The following is a 24,065-nucleotide window of genomic DNA, read 5'->3' as shown; positions in this document are numbered from 1 at the left end:
CCAACAGTGTTGGGCGCAGCCGGGTATTACAGAGCCATGTCAGCCGACGGGTTGCTCTCTTGCGCTTTCGGCTTGTCGCCAGCCGGCTGCTGAGGAGCAGCGGTCTGACCGATGGCCGGTGGCGGAGTCAATTGCAGCACTTCGCTGGTGTAGGCCCACTCTTGAGCGACACGCTCAGGACTGCCGTTGAGCTGGGTACCGTAGCTCGGCACGATCTGGTGCAGCTTCGCCTGCCAGGCAGGCGTCGCGACCTTGTCCTTGAAAACCTTCTCCAGCACGCTGAGCATGATCGGCGCGGCGGTCGAAGCACCTGGCGAGGCACCCAGCAGGCCGGCAATGCTGCCGTCCTTGGCGCTGACAATCTCGGTGCCCAGTTTCAGCACGCCACCCAGCTGCTCGTCACGCTTGATGATCTGCACGCGCTGGCCGGCCTGCCACAGACGCCAGTCTTCAGCCTTGGCGTTAGGGAAGTACTCTTTCAGGGCATTCAGGCGGTCTTCATCCGACAGCATCAGCTGGCCGGCGAGGTACTCGACCAGCGGGTACTCCTTGATGCCGACCTTGGTCATAGGCCAGATGTTGTGAGTGGTGGTAGTGGTCAGCAGGTCGAGGTACGAACCTTCCTTGAGGAACTTGGTGGAGAAGGTCGCGAACGGGCCAAACAGGATCACGCGCTTGCCGTCCAGCACGCGGGTGTCCAGGTGCGGCACCGACATCGGTGGAGCGCCGACCGACGCCTTGCCGTAGGCCTTCGCCAGGTGCTGCTCGGCGATCGCCGGGTTCTCGGTCACCAGGAACGAGCCGCCCACAGGGAAACCGGCATATTCCTGGGCTTCAGGGATGCCCGACTTCTGCAGCAGGTGCAGGGCACCGCCGCCCGCGCCGATGAACACGAACTTGGCGTCGGTCTGGGTTTCAGTACCGTCTTTCAGGTTCTTGTACACCACGCGCCAGGAGCCATCTTCGTTACGCTTGATGTCTTCCACTTCGCTCGACAGCTTGAGCGAGAAGTTCGGCTGGGCTTTCAGGTGGCCGACGAACTGGCGGGTGATCTCGCCGAAGTTCATGTCGGTGCCGAGCGGCGACCAGGTGGCGGCGATCTTCTGCTTCGGATCGCGCCCTTCCATCATCAGCGGGACCCACTTCTTGATCTGCTCCGGGTCTTCGGAGTACTGCATGCCGGCGAACAGCGGGCTCGCCTGAAGCGCTTCGTAGCGTTTCTTCAGGAACTTGATGTTGTCATCGCCCCACACGAAGCTCATGTGCGGAGTGGAGTTGATGAACGAACGCGGGTTCTTCAGGACATTGTTCTTGACTTGCCACGACCAGAACTGGCGGGAAATCTGGAACGCTTCGTTGATCTCGATGGCCTTGGCGATCTCGACCTTGCCGTCCTTGTTTTCCGGGGTGTAGTTCAGTTCCGCCAGGGCAGAGTGACCGGTACCGGCGTTGTTCCAGCCGTTCGAGCTTTCTTCGGCAACGCCGTCGAGGCGCTCGACCATTTCCATCGACCAGCCCGGCTCCAGCTCATTGAGCCAGACACCCAGGGTCGAACTCATGATGCCGCCACCGATGAGCAGCACATCCACTTTCTTGGTCTCGGCGGCGTACGCGGAGCTGAGCCCCATCGTCATCGCCAAGCCCAGCAGGGCCGTGTTCACTTTTTTCAACATACAGTAGTTCCTACGATAGAACGCCATCCGCCCCCCCATTCTCGATCATCAGTCGCCCCGGCACCGCCATGGGTTCCCGCACTCAGAAGAACTGAAGGGTGGGCACACAAGGCCGACATGACACTATCGACCTCAGTTTATATGTCGCTCCTGCGCTGACTTCTTATTCGCTATTGGCTTCAGCTACTTGAGTGACACTCTTTTGTTGGGACGCCTTCGGACAGCATCGATCGACGGTCCGAAACGCCCGCTAAAACCACATTCCCACAGAGAGACTAGTCGGGTGTAACCAAAGGAGTGAGTCAACAACACCCGGTATCACGATCGGCCTGCTGCCAATGCCCCGATCACCGCCTGACAGCGGCAAGGCCACGGGTATCGCAACAGGGATCGCCCCCAAACCCTGGCAGCCCTCCTGCTGAAAACGAAATGGCCATCATGGGTGGTGGCTAACGCGCCATTGTCTACTGGACGGATAAAGCCGTCAAAAAAACTGTCAGATTTATCCTGTTTTTATGCAGAAAAGCACCTTGATGATTCAAGAACTTGCCCTGATGCGAGCAAAGTGAGCCCTCCGGACAAGGCCCGGCGAATACCCGGCACAAAAAAGCCCTGAACGGTCAGGGCTTTCTTGTGGGTGGGATCCTGCGGTTCCACGGCAGCGGGCTGTCACTTTGACAGGTCGTTCACGCAAGGCGTGAAGCGGCCTTACAGGCAATCGTGCACGGCCTTTTTCAGCACCGCGGACTTGGCCCAGGGTGTTCCCTGGTAGAGCGAGACCAGGCTGCCGTTCTTCGACTTCACCACTTCCACGACCTCATCCGATGCCAGGCTGCCAGGAGCGGTGATCCGATAACCGTTGGAGATATCGGCCTGGGTGCTCCTGGGCGTCTCACGCTGCCAGGCTGGCAGAACACACTGCGCATAGTCTTTTGGCGTTTTGCCAGTCAGCTCACTGACATTCGGCTTGCCCGGTGCCAAAGCCGTGGGTAACGAACACCCGGCCAACAATCCCATCAGCGACGCCCCTAGCCAAACTCGCATATGTCTTCCTCACCCCTAAAAAATCGAGAAATGTATCATTTGCCCGCGCCGACCGTTAGCAGCACCTGCCTCTTTCGCCGAACGGTCCCCCGCCCGGCGATCATCACCTGACAGCTGTCAAAAAACCGTTAACCCCATCACGTCCCGAACAGGCAAATGGTTCACCCGTTTTGATGCCGCCCCACACGTACCCGGGTTCCCCCTGGGGACCCTGGACAGCGATCCTCGGGTCAGCGCCAGCCGCCATGTCGTCGGGAGCAAGGCGCCCTGGTTCACCATCACCGACGACCTGGCTCAACATGACACCTATTGAGGGCGGTTGCAGCCAGGCGCGCGTGAGGTGCAGGAGAATGCGGCGAAGCATTTGAGGAACGAACCGCGACTGTTCATAGAGTTCGGATGAGCGGTGCACGCCAACGCGTCCTTTTGGGAATATCTTGAATCGCCAACACCCAAATACAGCCCAAAGGACGCGGCGATGAACAGCATCAAGACTTTCGAAATCCGCTACTGTTTCGCAGGTTCGCAAAGGACCTTCACCTACCAGGGCGCGCGATTGAGCGACAGCGATACCTGGTATCTTGCCTTTCTGCATTCAGGGTGCCTGATTACCCTCGACACCCCCTGCGGCGGGACCTACCGCACCATGCAGACATTCGCCGAGCGCAGTGGCGTCACGCTGGCGAACTGGAGAGAGCTGTCTGAAAAGAACTAGCCCCGCCTCCCCGCAACCGTTCAGACGTCACCTGCCACATTCGCGCAAGGAAGCGCGCTCGACCTGCCCAATGCTCAACGTGTTCAATCACTAGAAACCGCCGGCAAATGCCCGACGCCCCGCCCTGATTTCAGTCCGCAACTCACCGACAAAATTGGCCGCCGCGCGGACACTGGTGAGATGCTCGGTCGATACCCTGGTAATGAACAGGTCGATCCGTCCGCTTTGCGGCTCGAAAACCTTGATCGCCAGGGAGCCGTCGGGGTTGACGGTGCAGGTGCAGGAAAGCGGCAGAAAACCGGACTCCAGGATCTGGCAAAGCTCGTCCATCGAGAGCATGAGAAATTCCTCCTTGGCGACGCCACTTGGAGAGAGTGCCTGTTGAGAATAGGTCACAAGAACGGGGCTCATACCAAGGCATTCAGTGGAAAGTGTTATCCAACACGCATTTTTGCCAAGCCAATCCGCTCAGTGGCATGGCGCGGACATGGCTTCGACCGTCCGTCGCGGCAGCTCCGCCCGGGAGCATTTTGACGCTGGACCGGCCAGGCGTTATGGTCGCTGGGCTTTCGCACAGCCCCAAGCCGAAACGACTTCCTCCAACCCCATCCAGGATCACCGATGGCCGCCCCCGAACACCCGCATGAAGTGGCCCAGCAGAAGTTTCTCGCGGCGCGCCCGGAGCTTCGTGAAGCACTCGATCACCTCAACCCTCTGGCCGCCCAGGCCAGGGGCGAAACCCAGGAACAATACCGCGCCGAGCGACTGCACGAAGCCTTCGAGGCCGAGGCGGAACGTCAGGGCCTGTTTGCCTGGGAACTGAGCCTGCAACTGACCGCACAGAGCGCGGAGGAATTTGCCGTGCGGCGGCTCGAAGTGCACCGGGAAGTGGCGGAAATGGCCAGCATGCCCTGGAGCGAGTATTGCGAGCTACATGGCCTGCCGCGCGATTGAGCGCCGCTCGGGCCTTCGATAAAGGATCACTGTCACCATGAGTCAACGCTGATGCTGCCCTCTTCCACCAGTCTTCGTAGTAACCCGGAGCTGCTGCGGCGCCAGAAATGGCGCGGCCGCATAGGCCTGTGCCTGGTCGCCAGCCTGTCGGTCCTGGCCGGCATGACCGACGCCATCGGCTTCATGGCCACCGGCGATTTCGTCTCCTTCATGAGCGGCAACACCACGCGCCTGGCCGTCGCCATCAGCGATGCCGACCTGGCCCTGACCCTGCACCTGGTGCTGCTGGTCGCCACCTTCATCGCAGGCAACGCCCTGGGCATAGTCGTCAGCCGCTTTGGCGGGCGCCGCGCCCTGCCGCTGCTGCTGTGCATTGCCACGCTGCTGTGCGCGGCAGCCGCCTGGCCGTTTGAACAACGGCTACCGGCCGTGCTGGCCGCGATCATCTCCATGGGCATGCTCAATGCCGCCGTCGAGGAAGTGAACGGGCTTCCCGTGGGCCTGACCTATGTCACCGGCGCCCTGTCGCGCTTTGGCCGCGGCCTGGGCCGCTGGATGCTCGGCGAGCGGCGCAATGGCTGGCGCGTGCAGCTGGTGCCCTGGAGCGGCATGTTCGCCGGCGCCGTGCTGGGCGCCGTTCTGGAACAGCATCTCGGCCTCGCGGCCCTGTTCGTCAGCGGCCTGCTGTCGGCGCTGCTGGGGCTGTTGTCGCTGAAGATCCCCCATCGCTGGCAACTGGGCTATATGCCGCGCTAAAGCCACTTCGCCGGGCCCGGCATAAAGCTTTATCATGGCCCCAGGTTTGCAGACAGAGTTCTTCATGAAGTTCGCCATTGCCCTTTTCTCCGCCGCTCACGCGCCCTCCTCGCGCCGCGCCCTGGCATTCGCCCAGGCAGCGCTGGCCGGTGGCCACGAGATCGTGCGGCTGTTTTTCTATCAGGATGGCGTGCACAGCGCATCGGACAACATCGTCACCCCGCAGGACGAGCTGGACCTGCCCGCGCAATGGCGGACCTTCGTCAGCGAGCACCAGCTCGATGGCGTGGTGTGCATTGCCGCGGCCCTGCGCCGCGGGGTGTTGAACCAGGAGGAAGCCGCACGCTACCAGCGCCCGGCCGTCAACCTGAGCGCGCCCTGGGAGCTTTCCGGGCTCGGCCAGTTGCACGACGCCGTACAGGCGGCCGACCGCCTGATCTGTTTTGGAGGGCCATGAAACATGGCGCAATCCCTGTTGATTATCAGCCGCCAGGCGCCCTGGTCCGGCCCCGGCGCCCGCGAGGCACTGGATATCGTGCTGGCCGGCGGCGCCTTCGACTTGCCGATCGGCCTGCTGTTTCTCGACGACGGCGTGTTTCAGCTCGCCCCCGGGCAACAAGCCGCCGCCGTGCAGCAAAAGGATCTCAGCGCCAATCTGCAGGCCCTGTCGTTGTTTGGTGTGGAGCAGGTGTTCGCCTGTGGCGCCAGCGTGGCGGAACGTGGCCTCGACCCGGCCGCGCTGAACCTGGACGAGGTGCAGGTCCTGGCCCCGGCCGAACTCGGCGCACTTATTGACCGTTTTGACCAGGTGATCACCCTCTGATGTCGACCTTGCACGTGCTGTCCCACTCGCCCTTCACCGACTCCCGGCTGACCAGTTGCTTGCGCCTGCTTGGCGCGCAGGATGCCATTCTCCTGTGTGGCGACGCGGTGTACGCCCTGCAGCCTGGCAGCGCACCGCTGGCGGCCTTGCAGGCACGCGGGGAAGCGCTGGCGCTCTACGTCCTGGCGGAAGACCACCAGGCCCGAGGCCTGGACGTTCCGGCCTGGGCCACCAGCGTCGATTACCCGGGGTTCGTCGCGCTGTCGATCCACTACGACAAGGTCAACAGCTGGTTATGAATGCACTGACTGTCGGCGAACGCGCCATCGCCCTGGACAAGGACGGCTACCTGGTGGAACTGGACGACTGGTCCAGCGAGGTGGCCGATGCCCTGGCCGCGGCGGAACAGATCGAGCTGACGCCCGAGCACTGGGAAATCCTCGAGCTGCTGCGCGGCTTCTATCAAGAGTTCCAGCTGTCGCCCGCGACCCGCCCGCTGATCAAATACACCGCCTTGAAGCTGGGCCCGGACAAGGGCAACAGCCTGCACCTCAACCGACTGTTCAAAGGCACTCCCGCCAAACTTGCCGCCAAGCTGGCGGGCCTGCCCAAGCCGACCAATTGCCTATGACCGATTTCACCTCGCTGACCACCGAAACGCCCGCCGAGCATCCTTTCGCGCAGTTCGTGCGCATTCTCGGCAAAGGCAAACGCGGCGCCCGCAGCCTCACCCGTGAAGAAGCCCGCGAAGCCATGGGCATGCTGCTCGACGACAAGGTCGAGGACACCCAGCTCGGCGCCTTCCTGATGCTGTTGCGGCACAAGGAAGAAAGCCCCGAGGAACTGGCCGGCTTTACCGAGGCCCTGCGCGAGCGACTGCAGGCGCCACCGATCAAGGTCGACCTGGACTGGCCCAGCTACGCCGGCAAAAAGCGCCACCTGCCCTGGTTCCTGCTGGCCGCCAAGTGCCTGGCACAGAACGGCGTGCGCATCCTGCTGCACGGTGGTGGCGCCCACACCGCCGGCCGGCTGTACACCGAGCAATTGCTGGAACAATTGCACATCCCGTTGTGCCGCGACTGGCAGGCGGTAGGCAAGGCGCTGGACCAGGGCAACCTGGCCTTTATCCCCCTGGGCGACTGGGCGCCCCAGTTGCAGCGCATGATCGACCTGCGCAACACCCTGGGCCTGCGCTCGCCGATCCACTCCCTGGCGCGCATCCTCAACCCGCTGGGCGCGCGCTGCGGCCTGCAAAGCATCTTCCACCCCGGCTATCAGGGCGTGCACCGCGATGCCAGCGGGCTGCTGGGGGACAACGTCATTGTGATCAAGGGCGACGGCGGCGAAATCGAGATCAACCCGGACAGCGCCAGCCATCTGTACGGCACTACTGGCGGTGTCAGCTGGGATGAGGAATGGCCGGCGCTGTCCGAGCAGCGCCATGTCAAACCGGCAGCCCTCGATCCCGAGCACCTGAAAGCCGTCTGGCGCGGCGATGTGCAGGACAGCTACCCGCAACTGGCGCTGATCGCCACCATGGCCCTCGCCCTGCGCGGGCTCGGCGTGCCGCGGGAGCAGGCGTTCGAGCAGGCTCGGCAATACTGGGACGCTCGCAACAGATCGATTTAACCGATCATAACCGCCCGACTTTTGCGTAATTCGTTCGAACTCCTCGGATTAAACTGCACGCCAATGCACACTGACCGAGGAGCTTTTTCATGGGCCTGCTGATTGAAGGACGCTGGCACGACCAGTGGTACGAAAGCAGCAAAGACGGCGCCTTCCAGCGCGAACAGGCGCAACGCCGCAACTGGGTGACCACCGACGGCAAACCCGGCCCTAGTGGCGAAGGCGGCTTTCGCGCGGAAGCCGGCCGTTATCATCTGTATGTCTCTCTGGCCTGCCCCTGGGCGCACCGCACGCTGATCCTGCGCAAGCTCAAGGGCCTGGAAAGCCTGATCGATGTGTCAGTGGTTAGCTGGCTGATGCTGGAACAAGGCTGGACTTTCGACCGGACCCTGGGCTCCAGCGGCGACAAGCTGGACCACCTGGATTTCCTGCATCAGCGCTACACCGCCGATACCCGCGACTACACCGGCCGGGTCACCGTGCCCGTACTCTGGGACACCCAGCAGAAACGCATCGTCAGCAACGAATCGGCGGAAATCATCCGCATGTTCAACAGTGCTTTCGATGACTTGAGCGGCAACGGCCTGGATTTCTATCCGGAACCGCTACGCCGTGAAATCGACGAACTGAACGCGCGCATCTATCCGGCGGTGAACAACGGCGTCTATCGCGCCGGCTTCGCTACTTCGCAGCAAGCCTACGAAGCGGCCTTCGACGATCTGTTCGCCGAACTCGACTGGCTGGAACAGCGCTTGGCCGGCCAACGCTACCTGGCCGGCGAATACCTGACGGAAGCGGACATCCGCCTGTTCACCACGCTGATTCGCTTCGACGCGGTGTATTACGGTCACTTCAAGTGCAACCTGCGGCGGATCGCCGACTATCCGAACCTGTCGAACTGGCTGCGAGAGCTGTACCAGTGGCCGGGGATCGCCGAAACCGTGGACTTCACCCATATCAAGGGGCACTACTATGCCAGCCACCGCACCATCAACCCGACCGGCATCGTGCCGAAAGGGCCGGTGCAGGACTTCGATGCAGCGCATGATCGCGAGCGTTTGAGCGGGCGTGGGGTTTGGCAAGGCAACAAGCAATAACTCAGGAGAGCGATCGTTCTTGAGATCGCTATCGCGGGCAAGCCTCGCTCCTACAGAAGAGATGTTCTGTGCAGGAGTGAGATTGCCCGCGATGCTGTTCAGACCTGCGACTGCGCGCCTTCGAACCAGGCGAGCTTCTCGCGAAGCTGCACCACTTCGCCGACGATCACCAGGGTCGGCGCATGCACTTCATGCTCCGCCACCAGCTTCGGCAGGTCCGCCAGGGTGCCGGTGAACACCCGCTGGTTGGAGGTCGTGCCCTGCTGGATCAAGGCGGCCGGCGTGTCCGCCGAACGGCCATGCTGGATCAGTTGTTCGCAGATCACCGGCAAGCCCACCAGGCCCATGTAGAACACCAGGGTCTGTGCAGGCGCGACCAGGTCGGCCCAGGGCAGATCGGTGGTGCCATCCTTCAGGTGCCCGGTGACGAAACGCACGGACTGCGCATAGTCACGATGGGTCAGCGGAATCCCGGCATAGGCCGCACAGCCGCTGGCCGCGGTAATCCCTGGCACCACCTGGAACGGAATGCCCTGGGCCGCCAGCTCTTCGATCTCTTCGCCGCCACGGCCGAAGATGAACGGATCGCCCCCTTTCAGACGCAGCACGCGCTTGCCCTGCTTGGCCAGGTCCACCAGTTGCTGGTTGATCTGCTCCTGGGGCAAGGCGTGATCGGCGCGGCGCTTGCCGACATACACCCGCTCGGCATCGCGACGGCACAGTTCGAGAATCGCCGGTGCTACCAGGCGGTCGTAGAGCACCACGTCGGCTTGCTGCATCAGGCGCAAGGCGCGGAAGGTCAGCAGGTCCGGATCGCCCGGCCCCGCCCCCACCAGATACACCTCGCCCGGCGCATGGGGCGCTTCGCCGGCAATCTTGGCCTGCAGCAAGCGCTCGGCCTCCTCGCCCTGCCCGGCCAGCTGCCGGTCGGCGATCGGTCCCTGGAACACGTCTTCCCAGAAGGCACGACGCTGCTGCACGTCCGGAAACAGGCCTTTGACCTGATTGCGAAAACGCGCAGCCAGGCCGGCCAGTTGACCGTAGGTCGAGGGAATCCAGGTTTCCAGCTTGGCCCGGATCAGGCGCGCCAGCACCGGCGCATCGCCGCCACTGGAGACGGCAATGACCAGCGGCGAACGGTCGACGATCGCCGGGAAGATCACACTGCACAGGGCCGGCGCGTCCACCACATTGACCGGCACACAACGCCGATGAGCATCGGCGGAGACCTGGGCATTGAGCGGTTCGTCGTCGGTGGCGGCGATGATCAGCACGCAGCCGTCCAGGTCCGCATCGAGATAACCGCGCAACCGGCATTCGCCGCCGCTGGCCGTGACCAGCTCGCGCAATTGGGGTTCCACTTCAGGTGCAACTACCCGCAGCAGCGCACCGGCGTCGGCCAGCAGGCGGGATTTGCGCAAGGCAATCTCCCCGCCGCCGACCACCAACACACGACTGCCGCGCAGGTTATGAAACAGCGGCAGAAATTCCATTTAGCCGATGACCTCGAGGCCGCCCATATAAGGCTTGAGCACCTCAGGCACCCGGATCGAACCGTCGGCCTGCTGGTAGTTCTCCAGCACCGCCACCAGGGTACGACCGACCGCCAGGCCGGAACCGTTCAGGGTGTGCACCAGTTCCGGCTTGCCAGTTTCCGGGTTGCGGAAGCGCGCCTGCATGCGACGGGCCTGGAAGTCGCCGCAGTTGGAGCACGACGAAATCTCGCGGTACTTGTCCTGGCTCGGGATCCACACTTCCAGGTCGAAGGTCTTGACCGCGCTGAAGCCCATGTCGCCGGTGCACAGCGCCAGGGTGCGGTAAGGCAGCTCCAGCAGTTGCAGGACTTTCTCGGCGTTGGCAGTCAGGCCTTCCAGGGCTTCCATGGAAGTCGATGGCTCGACGATCTGGACCATCTCGACCTTGTCGAACTGGTGCTGGCGGATCATGCCGCGGGTGTCGCGGCCCGACGAACCGGCTTCGCTGCGGAAGCACGGGGTGTGGGCGACGAACTTGATCGGCAGTTGCTTCGAATCGAGGATCTCGCCGGCCACGATATTGGTCAGCGACACTTCGGCGGTCGGGATCAGGTACAGATCGGCTTCGTTTTCACGGCTGATCTTGAACAGGTCTTCTTCGAACTTCGGCAACTGGCCGGTACCCACCAACGCCGGCGCCTGCACCAGGTAAGGGGTGTAGGCCTCTTCGTAACCGTGCTCGCTGGTGTGCAGGTTGATCATGAACTGCGCCAGGGCGCGGTGCAGACGGGCGATCGGCCCGCGCAGCAGGGCAAAACGCGCGCCCGACAGCTTGGCCGCGGTCTCGAAGTCCAGCCAGCCGTGTTTTTCACCCAGGGCGACGTGGTCGAGGATCGGGAAGTCGAACGCCGTCGGCGTGCCCCAACGGCGTACTTCGACGTTACCGTCTTCGTCGTCGCCAACCGGCACCGATTCGTGAGGCAGGTTCGGGATGCCCTGCAGGATCGCATCCAGCTCGGTTTGAATGGCGTCCAGCTCGACCTTGCCGGCCGCCAACTCGCCCGCCATGCGCTCGACATCAGCCATCAGCGGCGCGATGTCTTCGCCGCGCTGCTTGGCCTGACCGATGGACTTGGAGCGCGCGTTACGTTCGGCCTGCAGTTGCTCGGTGCGGGTCTGGACGGTCTTGCGCTGTTCTTCCAGCGCTTCGATGCGTGCTACATCCAGGGCAAAGCCACGGGATGCCAGGCGGTCCGCTACGTCCTGAAGGTTGCTACGTAACAGTTTGGAATCGAGCATGTCGGTCTCTCGTTTATCAAAGTTTGGTCAGGGACAGGCCGGCCCAGGTCGCGAGCAGCCCGCCGAATACGCTGATGGCCGCATAGCCCAGGGCCAGCGGTATCTGTCCGCTTTCCAGCAGACGCACCGTATCCAGTGAAAAGGATGAAAAAGTCGTCAGGCCGCCAAGGAAGCCCACCATCAACCCGGCACGCACCTCGATGGGCACCTCCGGGCGTATCAGAAACAGGCCGTACAGCACGCCGATCAGCAGGCAGCCCACGATATTAACGGCCAGCGTCGCGGTATAGAAGTGCCGCGGCCAATTGGCGCTGATCCAGTTGCCGGTGGCAAAGCGCAACAGGGTGCCGGCAACACCGCCCACCGAGACGGCAACGATCAATGGGATCACGGCTTTCTCCGCTGCTTGGGGCTGGCCTGGTCAAGCTCCGCCAGATGCTTGAGCTTCTCGCCGATCTTCAGTTCCAGGCCACGGGGCACGGGCTGATAGAACGGCTGCGGCTCCAGCGCCTCGGGAAAGTAGTCTTCACCGGCCGCGTAGGCATCCGGCTCATCATGGGCATAACGATATTCGTCGCCGTAGCCCAGCTGCTTCATCAGTTTGGTCGGCGCATTGCGCAGGTGCAGCGGCACTTCCAGCGAACCATGTTCGGCGGCGCTGCGCATGGCGGCCTTGAAGCCCATGTACACGGCGTTGCTTTTCGGCGCGCAGGCCAGGTAGGTGATGGCCTGGGCCACCGCCAGCTCGCCTTCGGGGCTGCCCAGGCGCTCCTGCACATCCCAGGCGGCCAGGCACAGGCTCAGCGCCCGTGGGTCGGCGTTGCCGATGTCTTCGCTGGCCATGCGCACCACGCGGCGCGCCAGGTACAGCGGGTCGCAACCACCGTCGAGCATCCGCGCGAACCAGTACAGGGCGCCGTCCGGGTTGGAACCACGGACCGACTTGTGCAGCGCCGAAATCTGGTCGTAAAAGGCTTCGCCGCCCTTGTCAAAACGCCGACGGGTATCGCCCAGCAGGCTTTGCAGCAGCTCGACACCGATTTCCGTGCCGTCTTCGGCGAGATCGGAGGCGTTCTCCAGCAGGTTGAGCAGCCGCCGGCCATCGCCGTCCGCCGCCGCCAGGAGCATCTGGAAGCCTTCGTCACTGAGGCTCAGCTGGCGTTTGCCCAGCCCGCGCTCTTCGCTCAACGCGCGCTGTACCAGCTTGTGCAGCGCCGCCTCGTCGAGACTCTTGAGCACATACACCCGGGCCCGGGACAACAGTGCGTTGTTCAGCTCGAAGGACGGGTTCTCGGTGGTCGCGCCGATGAAAATCAGGGTGCCGTCTTCAACGTAAGGCAGGAAGGCATCCTGCTGGGACTTGTTGAAACGGTGCACTTCGTCGACGAACAGGATGGTCCGGCGCCCGTACTGGGCCGCCTGCTGCTTGGCGATTTCCACCGCCTGGCGGATCTCCTTGACCCCGGCCAACACCGCCGAGACCGTTTCGAAGTGCGCATCCGAGACTTTCGCCAGGAGCCGCGCCAGGGTGGTCTTGCCCACCCCCGGCGGCCCCCAGAAGATCATCGAGTGCAGGGCCCCCTGCTCCAGCGCTTCACGCAGAGGCTTGCCGCGGGCGAGCACATGCTCCTGACCGACGTACTCGTCCAGGTTGGCCGGGCGCAAGCGCGCGGCCAGGGGTTGGGCGATCGGGTCACTGCGAAACAGATCCATGGCGGACGATTGAAACCTCTTGGCGTCGACTTATTCTTGAATCACGTCGGCACCCTTGGGGATGTCGAACTTGAACTTGGAAGCAGCGATCGGCTCGTTGGCCTTGACCCCGGTGAACAGGATATTGGTGCGCTGGCCAACGCTGTCAATCAGCTGCATGTCATTCACCAGGCCGTTGCGGAACGACAGGCGCAGGCTGTCGAACAGAGTGTCCTTGGTTTTCGGCTTGAGGATGAAGTCGACCACGCCACCGGCTTCCTTGGCGCTGATATCGAAGCTTTCGCTGATTTTCGACACATCGCCCGACAGCAACAGGGCCGGAGTCTGGGTCAGGCGCTGGTCCAGGGTCTTGATGGTGACCTGTTCCAGGTCCGGGTCCCACAGGGAAACCTTCTTGCCGTCGGAGACCATCAGTTGCTCCTGCGGTGCATCGGTGTGCCAGTAGAACAGGCCCGGGCGCTTGAGTGCCATGTCACCAGCGGTTTCCTGCAGCTGGGTGCCGCTGCCGTCGAGGGTCAGCTGCGAGAAACGCGCGGTCAGGGTCTGGGACTTTTCGAGCAACTGGGTCAGGCGCGCCACGTCTTTCTGATCGGCATGGGCCGACAGTGTCGTTAAAGCCAGTACCGGTACCAGCAACATGCGGATAAGACGCATGGGAGTCCTCATTAGATTCGTGGAAAAAACCGGCGGCGCAGGGTCGCGCCGCCTGTATCGGGTCATTGTCAGTCGCGCATCGGACCCGGCGCTATCACTTCGCGGGAGCCGTTGGTATTCATGGCGGTCACCACACCGGCCATTTCCATGGCTTCGATCATGCGGGCCGCGCGGTTGTAGCCGATCTTGAGCTTGCGCTGAACCGCGGAAATCGACGCCCGGCGGCTCTCGAGGACGAACTGCACCGCTTCGTCGTACAGCGCGTCGGTCTCGGCGTCGTCACCGTCGCCACCGCCGCCGCCACCGTCGAAGCCGCTACCGGCCTCTTCGACACCGTTGAGGATGTCGTCGTTGTACTCCGGCGCGCCACGCAACTTCCAGGCTTCGACCACCCGGTGCACTTCATCGTCGGAGACGAAGGCCCCATGGACACGGATCGGCAGGCTGGTGCCCGGCGGCATGTAGAGCATGTCACCGTGACCCAGCAGCTGTTCGGCACCACCCTGGTCGATGATGGTCCGCGAGTCGATCTTGCTCGATACCTGGAACGCCATGCGGGTCGGGATGTTGGCCTTGATCAGGCCGGTGATCACGTCTACCGACGGCCGCTGGGTCGCCAGGATCAGGTGGATCCCCGCGGCACGGGCTTTCTGGGCGATCCGCGCAATCAGTTCTTCGACCTTCTTGCCGACGATCATCATCATGTCGGCGAATTCGTCGACCACCACGACGATGGTCGGCAGCTTGGTCAGCAGCGGCGCTTCGTCGTGGATGCTTTCGCGGTTGTACAGCGGGTCGGTCAGCGGCGTACCGGCTTCGATCGCTTCTTTAACCTTGGCGTTGAAGCCCGACAGGTTACGCACGCCCATCTTCGCCATCAGCTTGTAGCGCCGCTCCATCTCGGCCACGCTCCAGCGCAGGGCGTTGGCGGCGTCCTTCATGTCGGTCACCACCGGGCACAGCAGGTGCGGGATGCCTTCGTAGATCGACAGCTCGAGCATTTTCGGGTCGATCATGATCAGCTTGGCGTCTTCCGGGCCGGACTTGAACAGGATCGACAGGATCATCGCGTTCACACCCACCGACTTACCGGAACCGGTGGTACCGGCCACCAGCAGGTGAGGCATCTTCGCCAGGTCGGTGATGATCGGCTTGCCGCCGATATCGTGGCCCAGGGCCAGGGTGACCGGGGATTTGAAGTTGTCGTATTCCGGGGTCGACAGCACTTCGGAGAAGCGCACGATCTGCCGGTCTTCGTTGGGGATCTCGATACCCACGGTGGTCTTGCCGGGAATCACTTCCACCACCCGCACGCTGGTCACCGCCAGCGAACGCGCCAGGTCCTTGGCCAGGTTGGCGATACGGCTGACTTTCACCCCGGCGGCCGGCTGGATTTCGTAACGGGTAATCACCGGGCCCGGGTGGATGGAGTCCACCGACACTTCGACCCCGAACTCCTTGAGCTTGATTTCCAGCAAATGGCCGACGGCGGCCAGCGACTCGGGGGAATAGTTGAGCTGTTTCTTTTCCGCCGGATCGAGAATCGAGATAGGCGGCAAGGTGCCTTCGACCGCGCTGTCGATGAACAGCGGGACCTGTTTCTCTTTCTGCACGCGCTTGCTTGGCTCGGGCGCTTTTACCGGGGCCGGGGCGATCACCGGCGGGACCTGCTTCTCACGATCGGACATGTGCTTGCTCAGGGCCTGCTCGCGCTCGATCAGGCGCTCCTTGACCTTGGCCTGCTCACGTTTGTCGGTGACGGTCGGAGCGACCACTTCGTCGACCCGGGCATCCACTTCACGCAACTGGGCGACCAGTTGCTTGCGCTCGGTACGGGCTGCCCACCAGCGGTTGGCGGCGCCCTGGAACAGTTCGAACAGGTCCAGGGTGATCTTGCCGGTCACATCCATGACCTTGAACCAGGAAAGATCGGTAAACACGGTCAGGCCAAACAGGAACAACGCAATAAACATCAGGGTACTGCCCTGGATGTTCAGTGCGTTCTTGGCCAGGTCGCCCAGGCTTTCGCCCAGCGCCCCGCCCGCGCCGGCCGGCAGGCCAGTCGCCGCATGGAAATGGATATGCGCCAACGCGGCACCGGACAGCACCAGGAACACCAGGCCGATCAGGCGCCAGGAAAACAGCCAACCGCTCCACTGCCACGGCTCATGGCGTTGACGGAAGATCTGATAAGTCTTGATCGCCAATAACAACGGGAAGATATAGGCAAAGTAACCCAACACCATAAACAGGATATCGGCGCTGTAAGAACCGGCAGGACCACCGAAGTTCTGCACATCTTCGATCTTGCTGTTATGGCTCCAGCCCGGATCGTCTTTGCCATATGTCAGCAATGCCATCATCAGGAACAGGCACAAGGCCCCAATGGCGATCAACGCACCTTCCTTGAGGCGGTAGTGCAATTGCTGGCGCCAGAGTGGGACTACTGTTTTAGGTGCTGCGGTGGATTTCTTCAAAACGCGTCTTTTCCTGCGCCATGGGCGCGTCCAACTGTTGATCGACTAAAAAATACTGCCCAATCCGAGCAGGTAAAAAAGTTGACGAGCGTAACTGGGGCTACTTTTAACATTCTGCCCACGCATTGCGAAACTGTAAGAGCTGCTGCGTGTGCAATGCCGATGTATTCCATATAGGCGTGCAAACCCGCATTGTACGGGTTTGTAAGCGCCGTGCCACGCTGCTCAATACTGGGTGTAGCATAAGTCAGGAACACTTTACGCAGTATTCAATTTGAGCACGCATTCTCTTTTGTGACAAAGGCTTATGAGGTGTTTTTATGACCGAAGCGAAGCATTCACGCCTGATCATTCTGGGCTCCGGCCCTGCCGGTTACAGCGCTGCCGTTTATGCCGCCCGCGCCAACCTCAAACCGACCGTCATCACCGGCCTGCAAGCAGGCGGCCAGTTGACCACCACCGTGGAGGTCGACAACTGGCCTGGCGATGTCGAGGGCCTGACCGGCCCGGTGCTGATGGAACGCATGCAAAAACACGCTGAACGCTTCGACACCGAGATCGTCTACGACCACATCCATACCGCGGAGTTGCAGCAGCGCCCCTTTGTCCTCAAGGGCGACAGCGGCGTCTACAGCTGCGATGCACTGATCATCGCCACCGGCGCATCGGCCCAGTACCTGGGCCTGCCCTCCGAAGAAACCTTCGCCGGCAAGGGTGTCTCGGCCTGCGCTACCTGCGACGGCTTTTTCTATCGCAATCAAGTAGTTGCCGTGATCGGCGGCGGTAACACCGCCGTGGAGGAAGCCCTGTACCTCTCCAACATCGCCAAAGAGGTGCACCTGGTGCACCGGCGCGACAAGCTGCGCGCGGAGAAAATCCTCCAGGACAAGCTGTTCGACAAAGCCGCCAAGGGCAATATCCGCCTGCACTGGAACCAGAATCTCGACGAAGTGTTGGGCGATGCCAGCGGCGTCACCGGCGCCCGCCTGCGCGATAGCCTCAGCGGAGAAACCCGGGAATTGGCGCTGACCGGCGTCTTCATCGCCATCGGCCACAAGCCCAATACGGACCTGTTCAAGGGCCAGCTGGAAATGCGCGACGGCTATCTGCTGGTCAAGGGCGGCAGCGAAGGCGACGCCACGGCCACCGGCATCCCGGGCGTGTTCGCCGCGGGCGATGTGGCCGACCATGTGTATCGCCAGGCCGTCACTTCCGCGGGCGCGGGCTGCATGTCGGCCCTGGATGCGGAGAAATTCCTCGACGACAACTGACCTCCCGACCTACGCTTGCGGCGGGCCTTGCAGGCCCGCCACCGCCCTCCCCTTCCGCAAGTCTGAATGCCATGCTGACCTGGTTACAACGCAACAACTTCGACTTTCCCCCACTGGAAAAGGCCCTGCGCGACCCCAACGGCCTGTTGGCCGCCGGCGGCGACCTGTCGGCCGACCGGCTGATCCAGGCCTATCGCCACGGCTGTTTCCCCTGGTTTTCCGAAGGCCAGCCCATCCTCTGGTGGTCACCCGACCCGCGCACCGTGTTATTTCCAGACGAACTGCATGTATCCCGCAGCCTGGGCAAACTACTGCGCCAGCAACGCTATCAGGTCACCTTCGATCAGGATTTTGCCGCGGTCATCAGCGCCTGCGCGGCGCCACGCCCTTATGCCGACGGCACCTGGATCACCGAATCAATGCAGAATGCCTACCTCGAGTTGCACAGGCGCGGCCATGCCCATTCGGTCGAAGTCTGGGATCAGGGGGCACTGGTAGGTGGACTGTATGGACTGGCAATGGGCCAGCTGTTTTTCGGTGAGTCGATGTTCAGCCGGGCCGACAATGCGTCGAAATTCGGTTTCGTCACGCTGGTCCAACATTTACAGGCATGGGGCTTTGCCCTGATCGACTGCCAGATGCCCACCGACCACCTGCACAGCCTGGGCGCCCGCGCCATTCCACGCCAGGAGTTCGCCGGCTATCTGCAGCGCCATCTGGACCAGCCCAGCCGCGCCATATGGGTTTCCTAGGCGGGTTTTGCCGGTGTGGCTTACACTTAATTCAAAGCTAATCCCGAGGGTTGATTCATGACCGAGTTGGCGCGTTTGAAGTTTTATGCCACTCAACCCCACTCTTGCAGCTACCTGCCCGAAGAACAGGCGACCACGCTGTTCCTCGATCCTAGTCAGCCCATGGATGTGCATGTCTACGCAGACCTGTCGGAAATGGGCTTTCGTCGCAGTGGCGACCATCTGTACCGGCCGCATTGCCAGAACTGCAATGCCTGTGTTCCTGCCCGCATTCCTGCCGCGCAGTTTGTACCCAATCGTCAGCAAAAACGCATTCTCAAACGCAATGCCGACCTGAAGGTCCAGCCTGTCAAACCGGGGTTCAGCGAAGAGTATTTCGACCTTTACCAGCGTTATATCGAACAACGCCACGCCGATGGCGACATGTACCCGCCCAGCCGCGATCAGTTCTCGACTTTTCTGGTTCGCGACCTGCCCTTCTCCAGGTTCTACGAGTTTCGCCTCGATGGGCGCCTGCTCGCCGTGGCCGTCACCGACCTGCTGCCCAATGGCCTTTCCGCGGTCTACACCTTCTATGAACCCGATGAAGAGCGTCGCAGCCTCGGTCGCTACGCCATTCTGTGGCAAATCGGCGAGGCCTTGCGCCTGGGCCTGGACGCGGTCTACCTCGGATACTGGATCAAGAACTGCAAAAAGATGAACTACAAGACCCAATATCGGCCCATTGAGCTGCTGATCAACCAGAGATGGGTCATCCTGAACTAGAAGCCCTTGGCTTGAACCCCACTTTTCGGGCACAATGCACGCCGCTTTTGCCTGGCGCAGTTGCACCGGGCCATTCACTGGACACCGAGGGCTTTACTGCATGTCGAAAGAAGACAGCTTCGAAATGGAAGGCACTGTCGTCGACACCCTGCCCAACACCATGTTTCGTGTGGAGTTGGAAAATGGGCACGTCGTAACCGCGCATATCTCCGGCAAGATGCGCAAGAACTACATTCGTATTCTTACCGGTGACAAAGTGCGCGTCGAACTGACGCCCTATGACTTGAGCAAAGGGCGCATCACTTACCGCGCTCGCTAAGCAAGTCAATACAAGACGCCCGGCTCATGCCGGGCGTTTTTGTTTGCCTGCGATTTGCCCTGCATGCCGACAGAACAGATATAAAGACAGAACAGATATAAAAAAGGCGCCTTGCGGCGCCTTTTTCATTGTGGCCGGTCAGGCCATTTCTGCGGTGGTCTCGAACTCGAAGGTCAGCTCGCCATCCTTGATATCGATGTGCACCACACCGCCATGTTCGGCCAGTTCGCCAAAGAGTATCTCTTCCGCCAGCGGACGCTTGATCTTGTCCTGGATCAGGCGCGCCATAGGACGAGCGCCCATGGTCACATCGTAACCACCTGCCGCCAGCCAGCTGCGGGCCGCATCGGTGACTTCCAGCTGAACGCGCTTGTCCTCCAACTGCGCCTGCAGCTCGGTAAGGAACTTGTCCACCACGCTCTTGATGACCTCATGACTGAGGCGACCAAACTGGATAATGGTGTCCAGACGGTTACGGAATTCCGGCGTGAAGCTCTTCTTGATCACTTCCATGGCATCGGAAGAGTGATCCTGATGAGTGAACCCGATGGAAGCCCGAGCCGCCGTTTCGGCGCCTGCGTTAGTGGTCATGATCACGATCACGTTGCGGAAATCCGCCTTGCGCCCGTTGTTATCGGTCAAGGTACCGTGGTCCATCACCTGCAGCAGCAGGTTGAAGACTTCCGGGTGTGCCTTTTCGATTTCATCGAGCAGCAATACGCAGTGAGGCTGCTTGGTAATCGCTTCGGTCAGCAAACCGCCCTGGTCGAAACCGACATAACCTGGAGGCGCACCGATCAGACGCGATACGGTGTGGCGCTCCATGTACTCGGACATGTCGAAACGCACCAGCTCGATGCCCAGCGCCTTGGCCAACTGCCGCGCGGCCTCGGTCTTACCGACACCGGTAGGCCCGGCGAACAGGAACGAACCGACAGGCTTGTCTGGCGATTTCAGGCCGGCACGGGACAGCTTGATCGCGGTCGACAGCGAGTCGATCGCTGCATCCTGGCCGAATACTGTCAGCTTCAGGTCGCGCTCGAGGTTACGCAGCAGCTCCTTGTCGGAACTGGTGACGTGTTTCGGCGGAATTCGCGCAATTTTCGCCACGATATCCTCGACCTGAGCCACCTCGATGCGCTTGACGCGCTTGTCGGACGGCTGCAGACGCTGATAGGCGCCCGCCTCGTCGATCACATCGATCGCTTTGTCGGGCATATGCCGGTCATTGATATAGCGCGACGCCAGTTCGGCGGCGGCACGCAATGCCTCATCGCTGTACTCGATGCCGTGGTGCAGCTCGAAACGCCCCTTGAGGCCACGCAGAATACCAATGGTGTCTTCTACCGAAGGCTCGGATACATCGACCTTCTGGAAGCGGCGAGCCAAGGCCCGGTCCTTCTCGAAAATTCCACGAAATTCCTGGAAGGTGGTCGAACCGATGCAACGGATGTCGCCCGAAGAAAGCAGCGGCTTGAGCAGGTTCGAGGCGTCCATCACCCCACCGGACGCCGCACCGGCGCCAATGATGGTGTGAATCTCGTCGATGAACAGGATCGCCTGCGGACGTTTCTTCAACTCGCCCAGCAACGCCTTGAAGCGTTTCTCGAAATCGCCGCGGTATTTGGTACCCGCCAGCAATGCACCGAGATCCAGGGAGTACACCACGCTGCTGGCCAGCAGATCAGGCACCTGGCTATCGACGATGCGTTTGGCCAGACCTTCGGCGATCGCGGTTTTACCTACACCGGCCTCGCCTACCAGCAGCGGGTTGTTCTTGCGCCGGCGCGCAAGAATCTGCGCCACACGCTCGACTTCCTGCTCACGCCCCACCAACGGGTCGATACGCCCCTGGCGCGCCAGTTCATTGAGGTTGCTGGCATAAGCATCCAGCGGATTACCTGAAGAGGAAGACTCACCGCCTTCATCGTCCTGCATATCCTGTTCACCTTCAGAATGATCGCCATGCCCGGGCACCTTGGAGATGCCATGGGCGATGTAATTGACGACATCGATACGGGCAACGCTCTGCTGTTTCAGCAGGAACACCGCCTGACTCTCTTGCTCACTGAAGATCGCAACCAGCACATTGGCGCCAGTCACTTCGCGCTTGCCCGAGCTCTGCACATGGAAGACAGCACGCTGCAGTACACGCTGGAAGCCCAGGGTTGGCTGGGTTTCGCGATCCTCGTCATGCACGGGAATCAGCGGCGTGGTGGAGTCGATGAACTCCTGCAGGTCATGCTTGAGTTTGTCGAGGTTTGCTCCGCAGGCACGCAAAACGGTGGCGGCGGCCTCATTATCCAAAAGAGCCAACAAGAGGTGCTCGACGGTCATGAACTCATGACGCTTCGAACGAGCCTCTTTGAAGGCGAGATTGAGGGTGACTTCGAGCTCGCGGTTTAACATAGCTTCACCTCATACCCAAGTGGTCGGCGTTAACCGTCCTTCTCGATTTCACAGAGTAGCGGATGCTGGCTTTCCCTGGCGTACTGGTTGACCTGCATGGCCTTGGTCTCGGCGATGTCGCGGGTAAACAATCCACATACTGCCCGTCCTTCTGTATGAACGGCCAGCATTACCTTGGTCGCCAGCTCGCGATTCAGGTTAAAAAACACCTCGAGCACTTCGACGACGAAATCCATCGGTGTGTAGTCATCATTGAACAAAACCACCTTGTACATCGGCGGAGCCTGCAACGTCGGCTTAGCTTCCTGTACAGCCAAGCCAGCGGAATCGTCGTCTTGGAAATCCGGGCGATCCTGATTGAATGTTAGTCGAATCTGGCTGATTGCATGCATGGAAAGAAAGGTTCGTTAGTTGAGCAAATACAGTGGTGGGGGCGCTCTGGGGGGATTTCAACTCCGACCGCCGGGTCACCTTGACTATCGGCAAAACGGTGTTACAACCAATAGAGCCCACATTGGGTAATAAAGGTCCGTACAGTCAATCCTATATTGCGGATTTCGGTACGGATTAACAGGATGATACTCCAGTGATGGAGTCTGTTGCAGAGGGATATGAGCATGGCAAGCGGCAAGGTCAAGTGGTTCAACAACGCCAAGGGTTATGGCTTCATTAATGAGGAGGGCAAGAGCGACGACCTTTTCGCCCATTACTCGGCCATCGAGATGGAAGGCTACAAAACCTTGAAAGCCGGACAGGCCGTGAGTTTTGAGATCACCCAAGGGCCCAAGGGCCTGCACGCGGTGAAGATCAACTCCATCAAGACCCAGAATGCCTCCGCCGCAGCCTCCCCCCAGCAGGAAACGGTCCTGAGCTGAAACACCTGTATCCAGATCCAACCCTAAAAAACAGTCATAAAAAAACGGCCGGTTCAATCATTTGAACCGGCCGCTTCGTTTTGATGCGTACTGCTTACATGTGCGAGATCAGCGCATCGCCGAATGCCGACGACGACAACAGCGTGGCGCCTTCCATCAAGCGCTCGAAGTCGTAGGTCACGGTCTTGGCACCAATGGCACCGTTGGTGCCCTTGATGATCAGGTCAGCCGCTTCGGTCCAGCCCATGTGACGCAGCATCATTTCGGCGGAGAGGATCAGCGAACCCGGGTTCACCTGGTCCTTGCCCGCGTACTTTGGCGCCGTACCGTGGGTCGCCTCGAACATGGCCACGGTGTCGGACAGGTTGGCGCCCGGAGCGATACCGATCCCGCCTACTTCGGCAGCCAGTGCGTCGGACAGATAATCGCCGTTCAGGTTGAGGGTCGCGATCACGTCATATTCGGCCGGACGCAGCAGGATCTGCTGGAGCATCGCATCGGCGATGGCGTCCTTGACGATCACGTTCTTGCCGGTTTTCGGGTTCTTGAACTGCATCCACGGGCCGCCATCGAGCAGCGTCGCGCCAAACTCTTCCGCCGCCACTTCATAGGCCCACTCTTTGAAGGCACCTTCGGTGAACTTCATGATGTTGCCTTTATGCACGATGGTCAGCGAATCGCGATCGTTGTCGACCACATATTGCAGCGCCTTGCGCGCCAGGCGCTTGGTGCCCTGCAGGGAAACCGGCTTGACGCCGATACCGCAGTTTTCGTCGAAACGGATCTTGGTGACGCCCATTTCTTCTTTGAGGAACTTGATGACCTTGGTGGCTTCGGCGGAGCCGGCCTTCCATTCGATACCGGCGTAAATGTCTTCCGAGTTCTCACGGAAAATGGTCATGTCGACATCGCCAGGCTTCTTCACCGGGCTCGGCACGCCTTCGAACCAGCGCACCGGGCGCAGGCACACATACAGGTCAAGCTGCTGACGCAGGGCCACGTTCAGGGAACGGATACCGCCACCTACCGGAGTGGTCAGCGGGCCCTTGATGGAAACTACGTAATCCTTGACTGCGTCCAGGGTTTCCTGAGGGAGCCAGGTGTCCTGGTCGTACACTTGAGTTGCTTTCTCGCCGGCATAGACTTCCATCCAGGAGATTTTGCGCTCGCCGCCGTAGGCCTTCTTAACAGCAGCATCGACAACCTTGATCATGACCGGGCTGATATCAACGCCAATACCATCACCTTCGATGAAAGGGATGATCGGGTTGTTAGGAACATTGAGAGAATGGTCTGCGTTGACGGTGATTTTGTCGCCGACTGCCGGAACCTGAATCTTCTTGTATCCCATGCTGAACTCCGTTG

General features: G+C 61.2%; 26 protein-coding genes. 14 read left to right on the top strand and 12 right to left on the bottom strand.

Annotated elements, in window-relative coordinates; all coding sequences use genetic code 11:
- Positions 1-26: 26 nt before the first annotated feature.
- Together mqo and PVZ78_RS10910 are read right to left on the bottom strand one after the other, a co-directional pair.
- Positions 27-1,673, bottom strand: a complete 1,647-nt coding sequence (mqo, locus tag PVZ78_RS10915) for a malate dehydrogenase (quinone) (protein ID WP_038633613.1) — start codon at positions 1,671-1,673, stop codon at positions 27-29.
- A 708-nt stretch (positions 1,674-2,381) separates the two neighbouring features.
- Positions 2,382-2,717 carry a hypothetical protein gene (locus PVZ78_RS10910; RefSeq protein ID WP_016701875.1) on the bottom strand — a complete coding sequence of 112 codons (336 nt, stop codon included), beginning with the start codon at positions 2,715-2,717 and terminating at the stop codon, positions 2,382-2,384.
- A 478-nt stretch (positions 2,718-3,195) separates the two neighbouring features.
- On the opposite strand from PVZ78_RS10910, the gene PVZ78_RS10905 reads away from it, so the two are divergent.
- Positions 3,196-3,432: a DUF6555 family protein gene (locus tag PVZ78_RS10905; RefSeq protein WP_009049757.1), complete on the top strand. Its 237-nt coding sequence runs from the start codon at positions 3,196-3,198 to the stop codon at positions 3,430-3,432.
- 90 nt (positions 3,433-3,522) lie between these two features.
- Here PVZ78_RS10905 and PVZ78_RS10900 read toward each other — a convergent pair whose 3' ends face one another.
- Positions 3,523-3,771 carry a DUF1652 domain-containing protein gene (locus PVZ78_RS10900; protein WP_009049758.1) on the bottom strand — a complete coding sequence of 83 codons (249 nt, stop codon included), beginning with the start codon at positions 3,769-3,771 and terminating at the stop codon, positions 3,523-3,525.
- A 282-nt stretch (positions 3,772-4,053) separates the two neighbouring features.
- Between PVZ78_RS10900 and PVZ78_RS10895 the strand changes: the two genes are divergently transcribed.
- From PVZ78_RS10895 to PVZ78_RS10860, 8 genes are all read left to right on the top strand, one after another.
- Positions 4,054-4,386 (top strand): DUF6388 family protein, encoded by a 333-nt coding sequence (locus PVZ78_RS10895; RefSeq protein ID WP_273828669.1) that lies wholly within the window; start codon positions 4,054-4,056, stop codon positions 4,384-4,386.
- Positions 4,387-4,437: 51 nt separating this feature from the next.
- Positions 4,438-5,142: a YoaK family protein gene (locus PVZ78_RS10890; RefSeq protein WP_009049760.1), complete on the top strand. Its 705-nt coding sequence runs from the start codon at positions 4,438-4,440 to the stop codon at positions 5,140-5,142.
- 64 nt (positions 5,143-5,206) lie between these two features.
- Positions 5,207-5,599 (top strand): sulfurtransferase complex subunit TusD, encoded by a 393-nt coding sequence (tusD, locus tag PVZ78_RS10885; protein WP_009049761.1) that lies wholly within the window; start codon positions 5,207-5,209, stop codon positions 5,597-5,599.
- A gap of 3 nt (positions 5,600-5,602) precedes the next feature.
- Entirely contained in the window at positions 5,603-5,965 is a 363-nt protein-coding gene (tusC, locus tag PVZ78_RS10880; protein ID WP_009049762.1) for a sulfurtransferase complex subunit TusC, read from the top strand.
- Positions 5,965-6,264, top strand: coding sequence for a sulfurtransferase complex subunit TusB (gene tusB / locus PVZ78_RS10875; protein ID WP_273828668.1), 300 nt, complete (start codon positions 5,965-5,967; stop codon positions 6,262-6,264). The genes tusC and tusB overlap by 1 nt, the downstream gene beginning before the upstream one ends.
- On the top strand, positions 6,261-6,596 hold the full coding sequence (locus tag PVZ78_RS10870; RefSeq protein WP_016701877.1) for a TusE/DsrC/DsvC family sulfur relay protein: 336 nt from the start codon (positions 6,261-6,263) through the stop codon (positions 6,594-6,596). The genes tusB and PVZ78_RS10870 overlap by 4 nt, the downstream gene beginning before the upstream one ends.
- Positions 6,593-7,594 (top strand): glycosyl transferase family protein, encoded by a 1,002-nt coding sequence (locus PVZ78_RS10865; RefSeq protein ID WP_016701878.1) that lies wholly within the window; start codon positions 6,593-6,595, stop codon positions 7,592-7,594. The genes PVZ78_RS10870 and PVZ78_RS10865 overlap by 4 nt, the downstream gene beginning before the upstream one ends.
- Positions 7,595-7,683: 89 nt before the next feature.
- The gene (locus PVZ78_RS10860; protein WP_016701879.1) at positions 7,684-8,691 is read left to right on the top strand and encodes a glutathione S-transferase family protein; all 1,008 of its coding nucleotides are present in this window, start codon (positions 7,684-7,686) and stop codon (positions 8,689-8,691) included.
- A gap of 98 nt (positions 8,692-8,789) precedes the next feature.
- On the opposite strand, the gene cysG is transcribed toward PVZ78_RS10860, so the two are convergent.
- The 6 genes from cysG to ftsK all read right to left on the bottom strand — a co-directional run bounded on the left by cysG (position 8,790) and on the right by ftsK (position 16,309).
- Positions 8,790-10,184 (bottom strand): siroheme synthase CysG, encoded by a 1,395-nt coding sequence (cysG, locus tag PVZ78_RS10855; protein ID WP_016701880.1) that lies wholly within the window; start codon positions 10,182-10,184, stop codon positions 8,790-8,792.
- The gene (gene serS, locus PVZ78_RS10850) at positions 10,185-11,465 is read right to left on the bottom strand and encodes a serine--tRNA ligase (RefSeq protein ID WP_273828667.1); all 1,281 of its coding nucleotides are present in this window, start codon (positions 11,463-11,465) and stop codon (positions 10,185-10,187) included.
- A 16-nt stretch (positions 11,466-11,481) separates the two neighbouring features.
- Entirely contained in the window at positions 11,482-11,856 is a 375-nt protein-coding gene (gene crcB, locus PVZ78_RS10845) for a fluoride efflux transporter CrcB (protein WP_016701881.1), read from the bottom strand.
- On the bottom strand, positions 11,853-13,178 hold the full coding sequence (locus PVZ78_RS10840; protein WP_038633628.1) for a replication-associated recombination protein A: 1,326 nt from the start codon (positions 13,176-13,178) through the stop codon (positions 11,853-11,855). Before PVZ78_RS10840 ends, crcB begins: the two co-directional genes overlap by 4 nt.
- 30 nt (positions 13,179-13,208) lie before the next feature.
- Positions 13,209-13,832 carry an outer membrane lipoprotein chaperone LolA gene (lolA, locus tag PVZ78_RS10835; RefSeq protein WP_007929220.1) on the bottom strand — a complete coding sequence of 208 codons (624 nt, stop codon included), beginning with the start codon at positions 13,830-13,832 and terminating at the stop codon, positions 13,209-13,211.
- Positions 13,833-13,900: 68 nt separating this feature from the next.
- Positions 13,901-16,309 carry a DNA translocase FtsK gene (ftsK, locus tag PVZ78_RS10830; RefSeq protein WP_009049771.1) on the bottom strand — a complete coding sequence of 803 codons (2,409 nt, stop codon included), beginning with the start codon at positions 16,307-16,309 and terminating at the stop codon, positions 13,901-13,903.
- Positions 16,310-16,629: 320 nt separating this feature from the next.
- Between ftsK and trxB the strand changes: the two genes are divergently transcribed.
- The 4 genes from trxB to infA all read left to right on the top strand — a co-directional run bounded on the left by trxB (position 16,630) and on the right by infA (position 19,416).
- Positions 16,630-17,580: a thioredoxin-disulfide reductase gene (gene trxB / locus PVZ78_RS10825; protein ID WP_273828666.1), complete on the top strand. Its 951-nt coding sequence runs from the start codon at positions 16,630-16,632 to the stop codon at positions 17,578-17,580.
- A 71-nt stretch (positions 17,581-17,651) separates the two neighbouring features.
- Positions 17,652-18,332 (top strand): leucyl/phenylalanyl-tRNA--protein transferase, encoded by a 681-nt coding sequence (gene aat / locus PVZ78_RS10820; protein WP_041986226.1) that lies wholly within the window; start codon positions 17,652-17,654, stop codon positions 18,330-18,332.
- Positions 18,333-18,389: 57 nt separating this feature from the next.
- On the top strand, positions 18,390-19,097 hold the full coding sequence (locus PVZ78_RS10815) for an arginyltransferase (RefSeq protein WP_007929216.1): 708 nt from the start codon (positions 18,390-18,392) through the stop codon (positions 19,095-19,097).
- A 100-nt stretch (positions 19,098-19,197) separates the two neighbouring features.
- Complete coding sequence (infA, locus tag PVZ78_RS10810) at positions 19,198-19,416, top strand: translation initiation factor IF-1 (protein ID WP_002553999.1); 219 nt, start codon at positions 19,198-19,200, stop codon at positions 19,414-19,416.
- Positions 19,417-19,554: 138 nt separating this feature from the next.
- Here the strand turns inward: infA and clpA are convergent, their stop codons facing one another.
- A complete protein-coding gene (gene clpA, locus PVZ78_RS10805; RefSeq protein WP_009049774.1) occupies positions 19,555-21,825 on the bottom strand; it encodes an ATP-dependent Clp protease ATP-binding subunit ClpA in 2,271 nt (756 codons plus the stop codon).
- 29 nt (positions 21,826-21,854) lie between these two features.
- Positions 21,855-22,217 carry an ATP-dependent Clp protease adapter ClpS gene (gene clpS, locus PVZ78_RS10800; RefSeq protein ID WP_009044582.1) on the bottom strand — a complete coding sequence of 121 codons (363 nt, stop codon included), beginning with the start codon at positions 22,215-22,217 and terminating at the stop codon, positions 21,855-21,857.
- Positions 22,218-22,442: 225 nt separating this feature from the next.
- Between clpS and cspD the strand changes: the two genes are divergently transcribed.
- On the top strand, positions 22,443-22,700 hold the full coding sequence (gene cspD, locus PVZ78_RS10795; protein WP_009049775.1) for a cold shock domain-containing protein CspD: 258 nt from the start codon (positions 22,443-22,445) through the stop codon (positions 22,698-22,700).
- A gap of 94 nt (positions 22,701-22,794) precedes the next feature.
- Here the strand turns inward: cspD and icd are convergent, their stop codons facing one another.
- The gene (gene icd / locus PVZ78_RS10790) at positions 22,795-24,051 is read right to left on the bottom strand and encodes an NADP-dependent isocitrate dehydrogenase (RefSeq protein ID WP_007929208.1); all 1,257 of its coding nucleotides are present in this window, start codon (positions 24,049-24,051) and stop codon (positions 22,795-22,797) included.
- Positions 24,052-24,065: the final 14 nt, after the last annotated feature.

It is taken from the genome of Pseudomonas sp. SBT1-2 (assembly GCF_028640875.1).
GTDB classification, from domain to species: domain Bacteria; phylum Pseudomonadota; class Gammaproteobacteria; order Pseudomonadales; family Pseudomonadaceae; genus Aquipseudomonas; species Aquipseudomonas chlororaphis_I.
The sequence above is the reverse complement of the archived record's forward strand: the minus strand, read 5'-3'. Positions and strand labels throughout refer to the sequence as shown.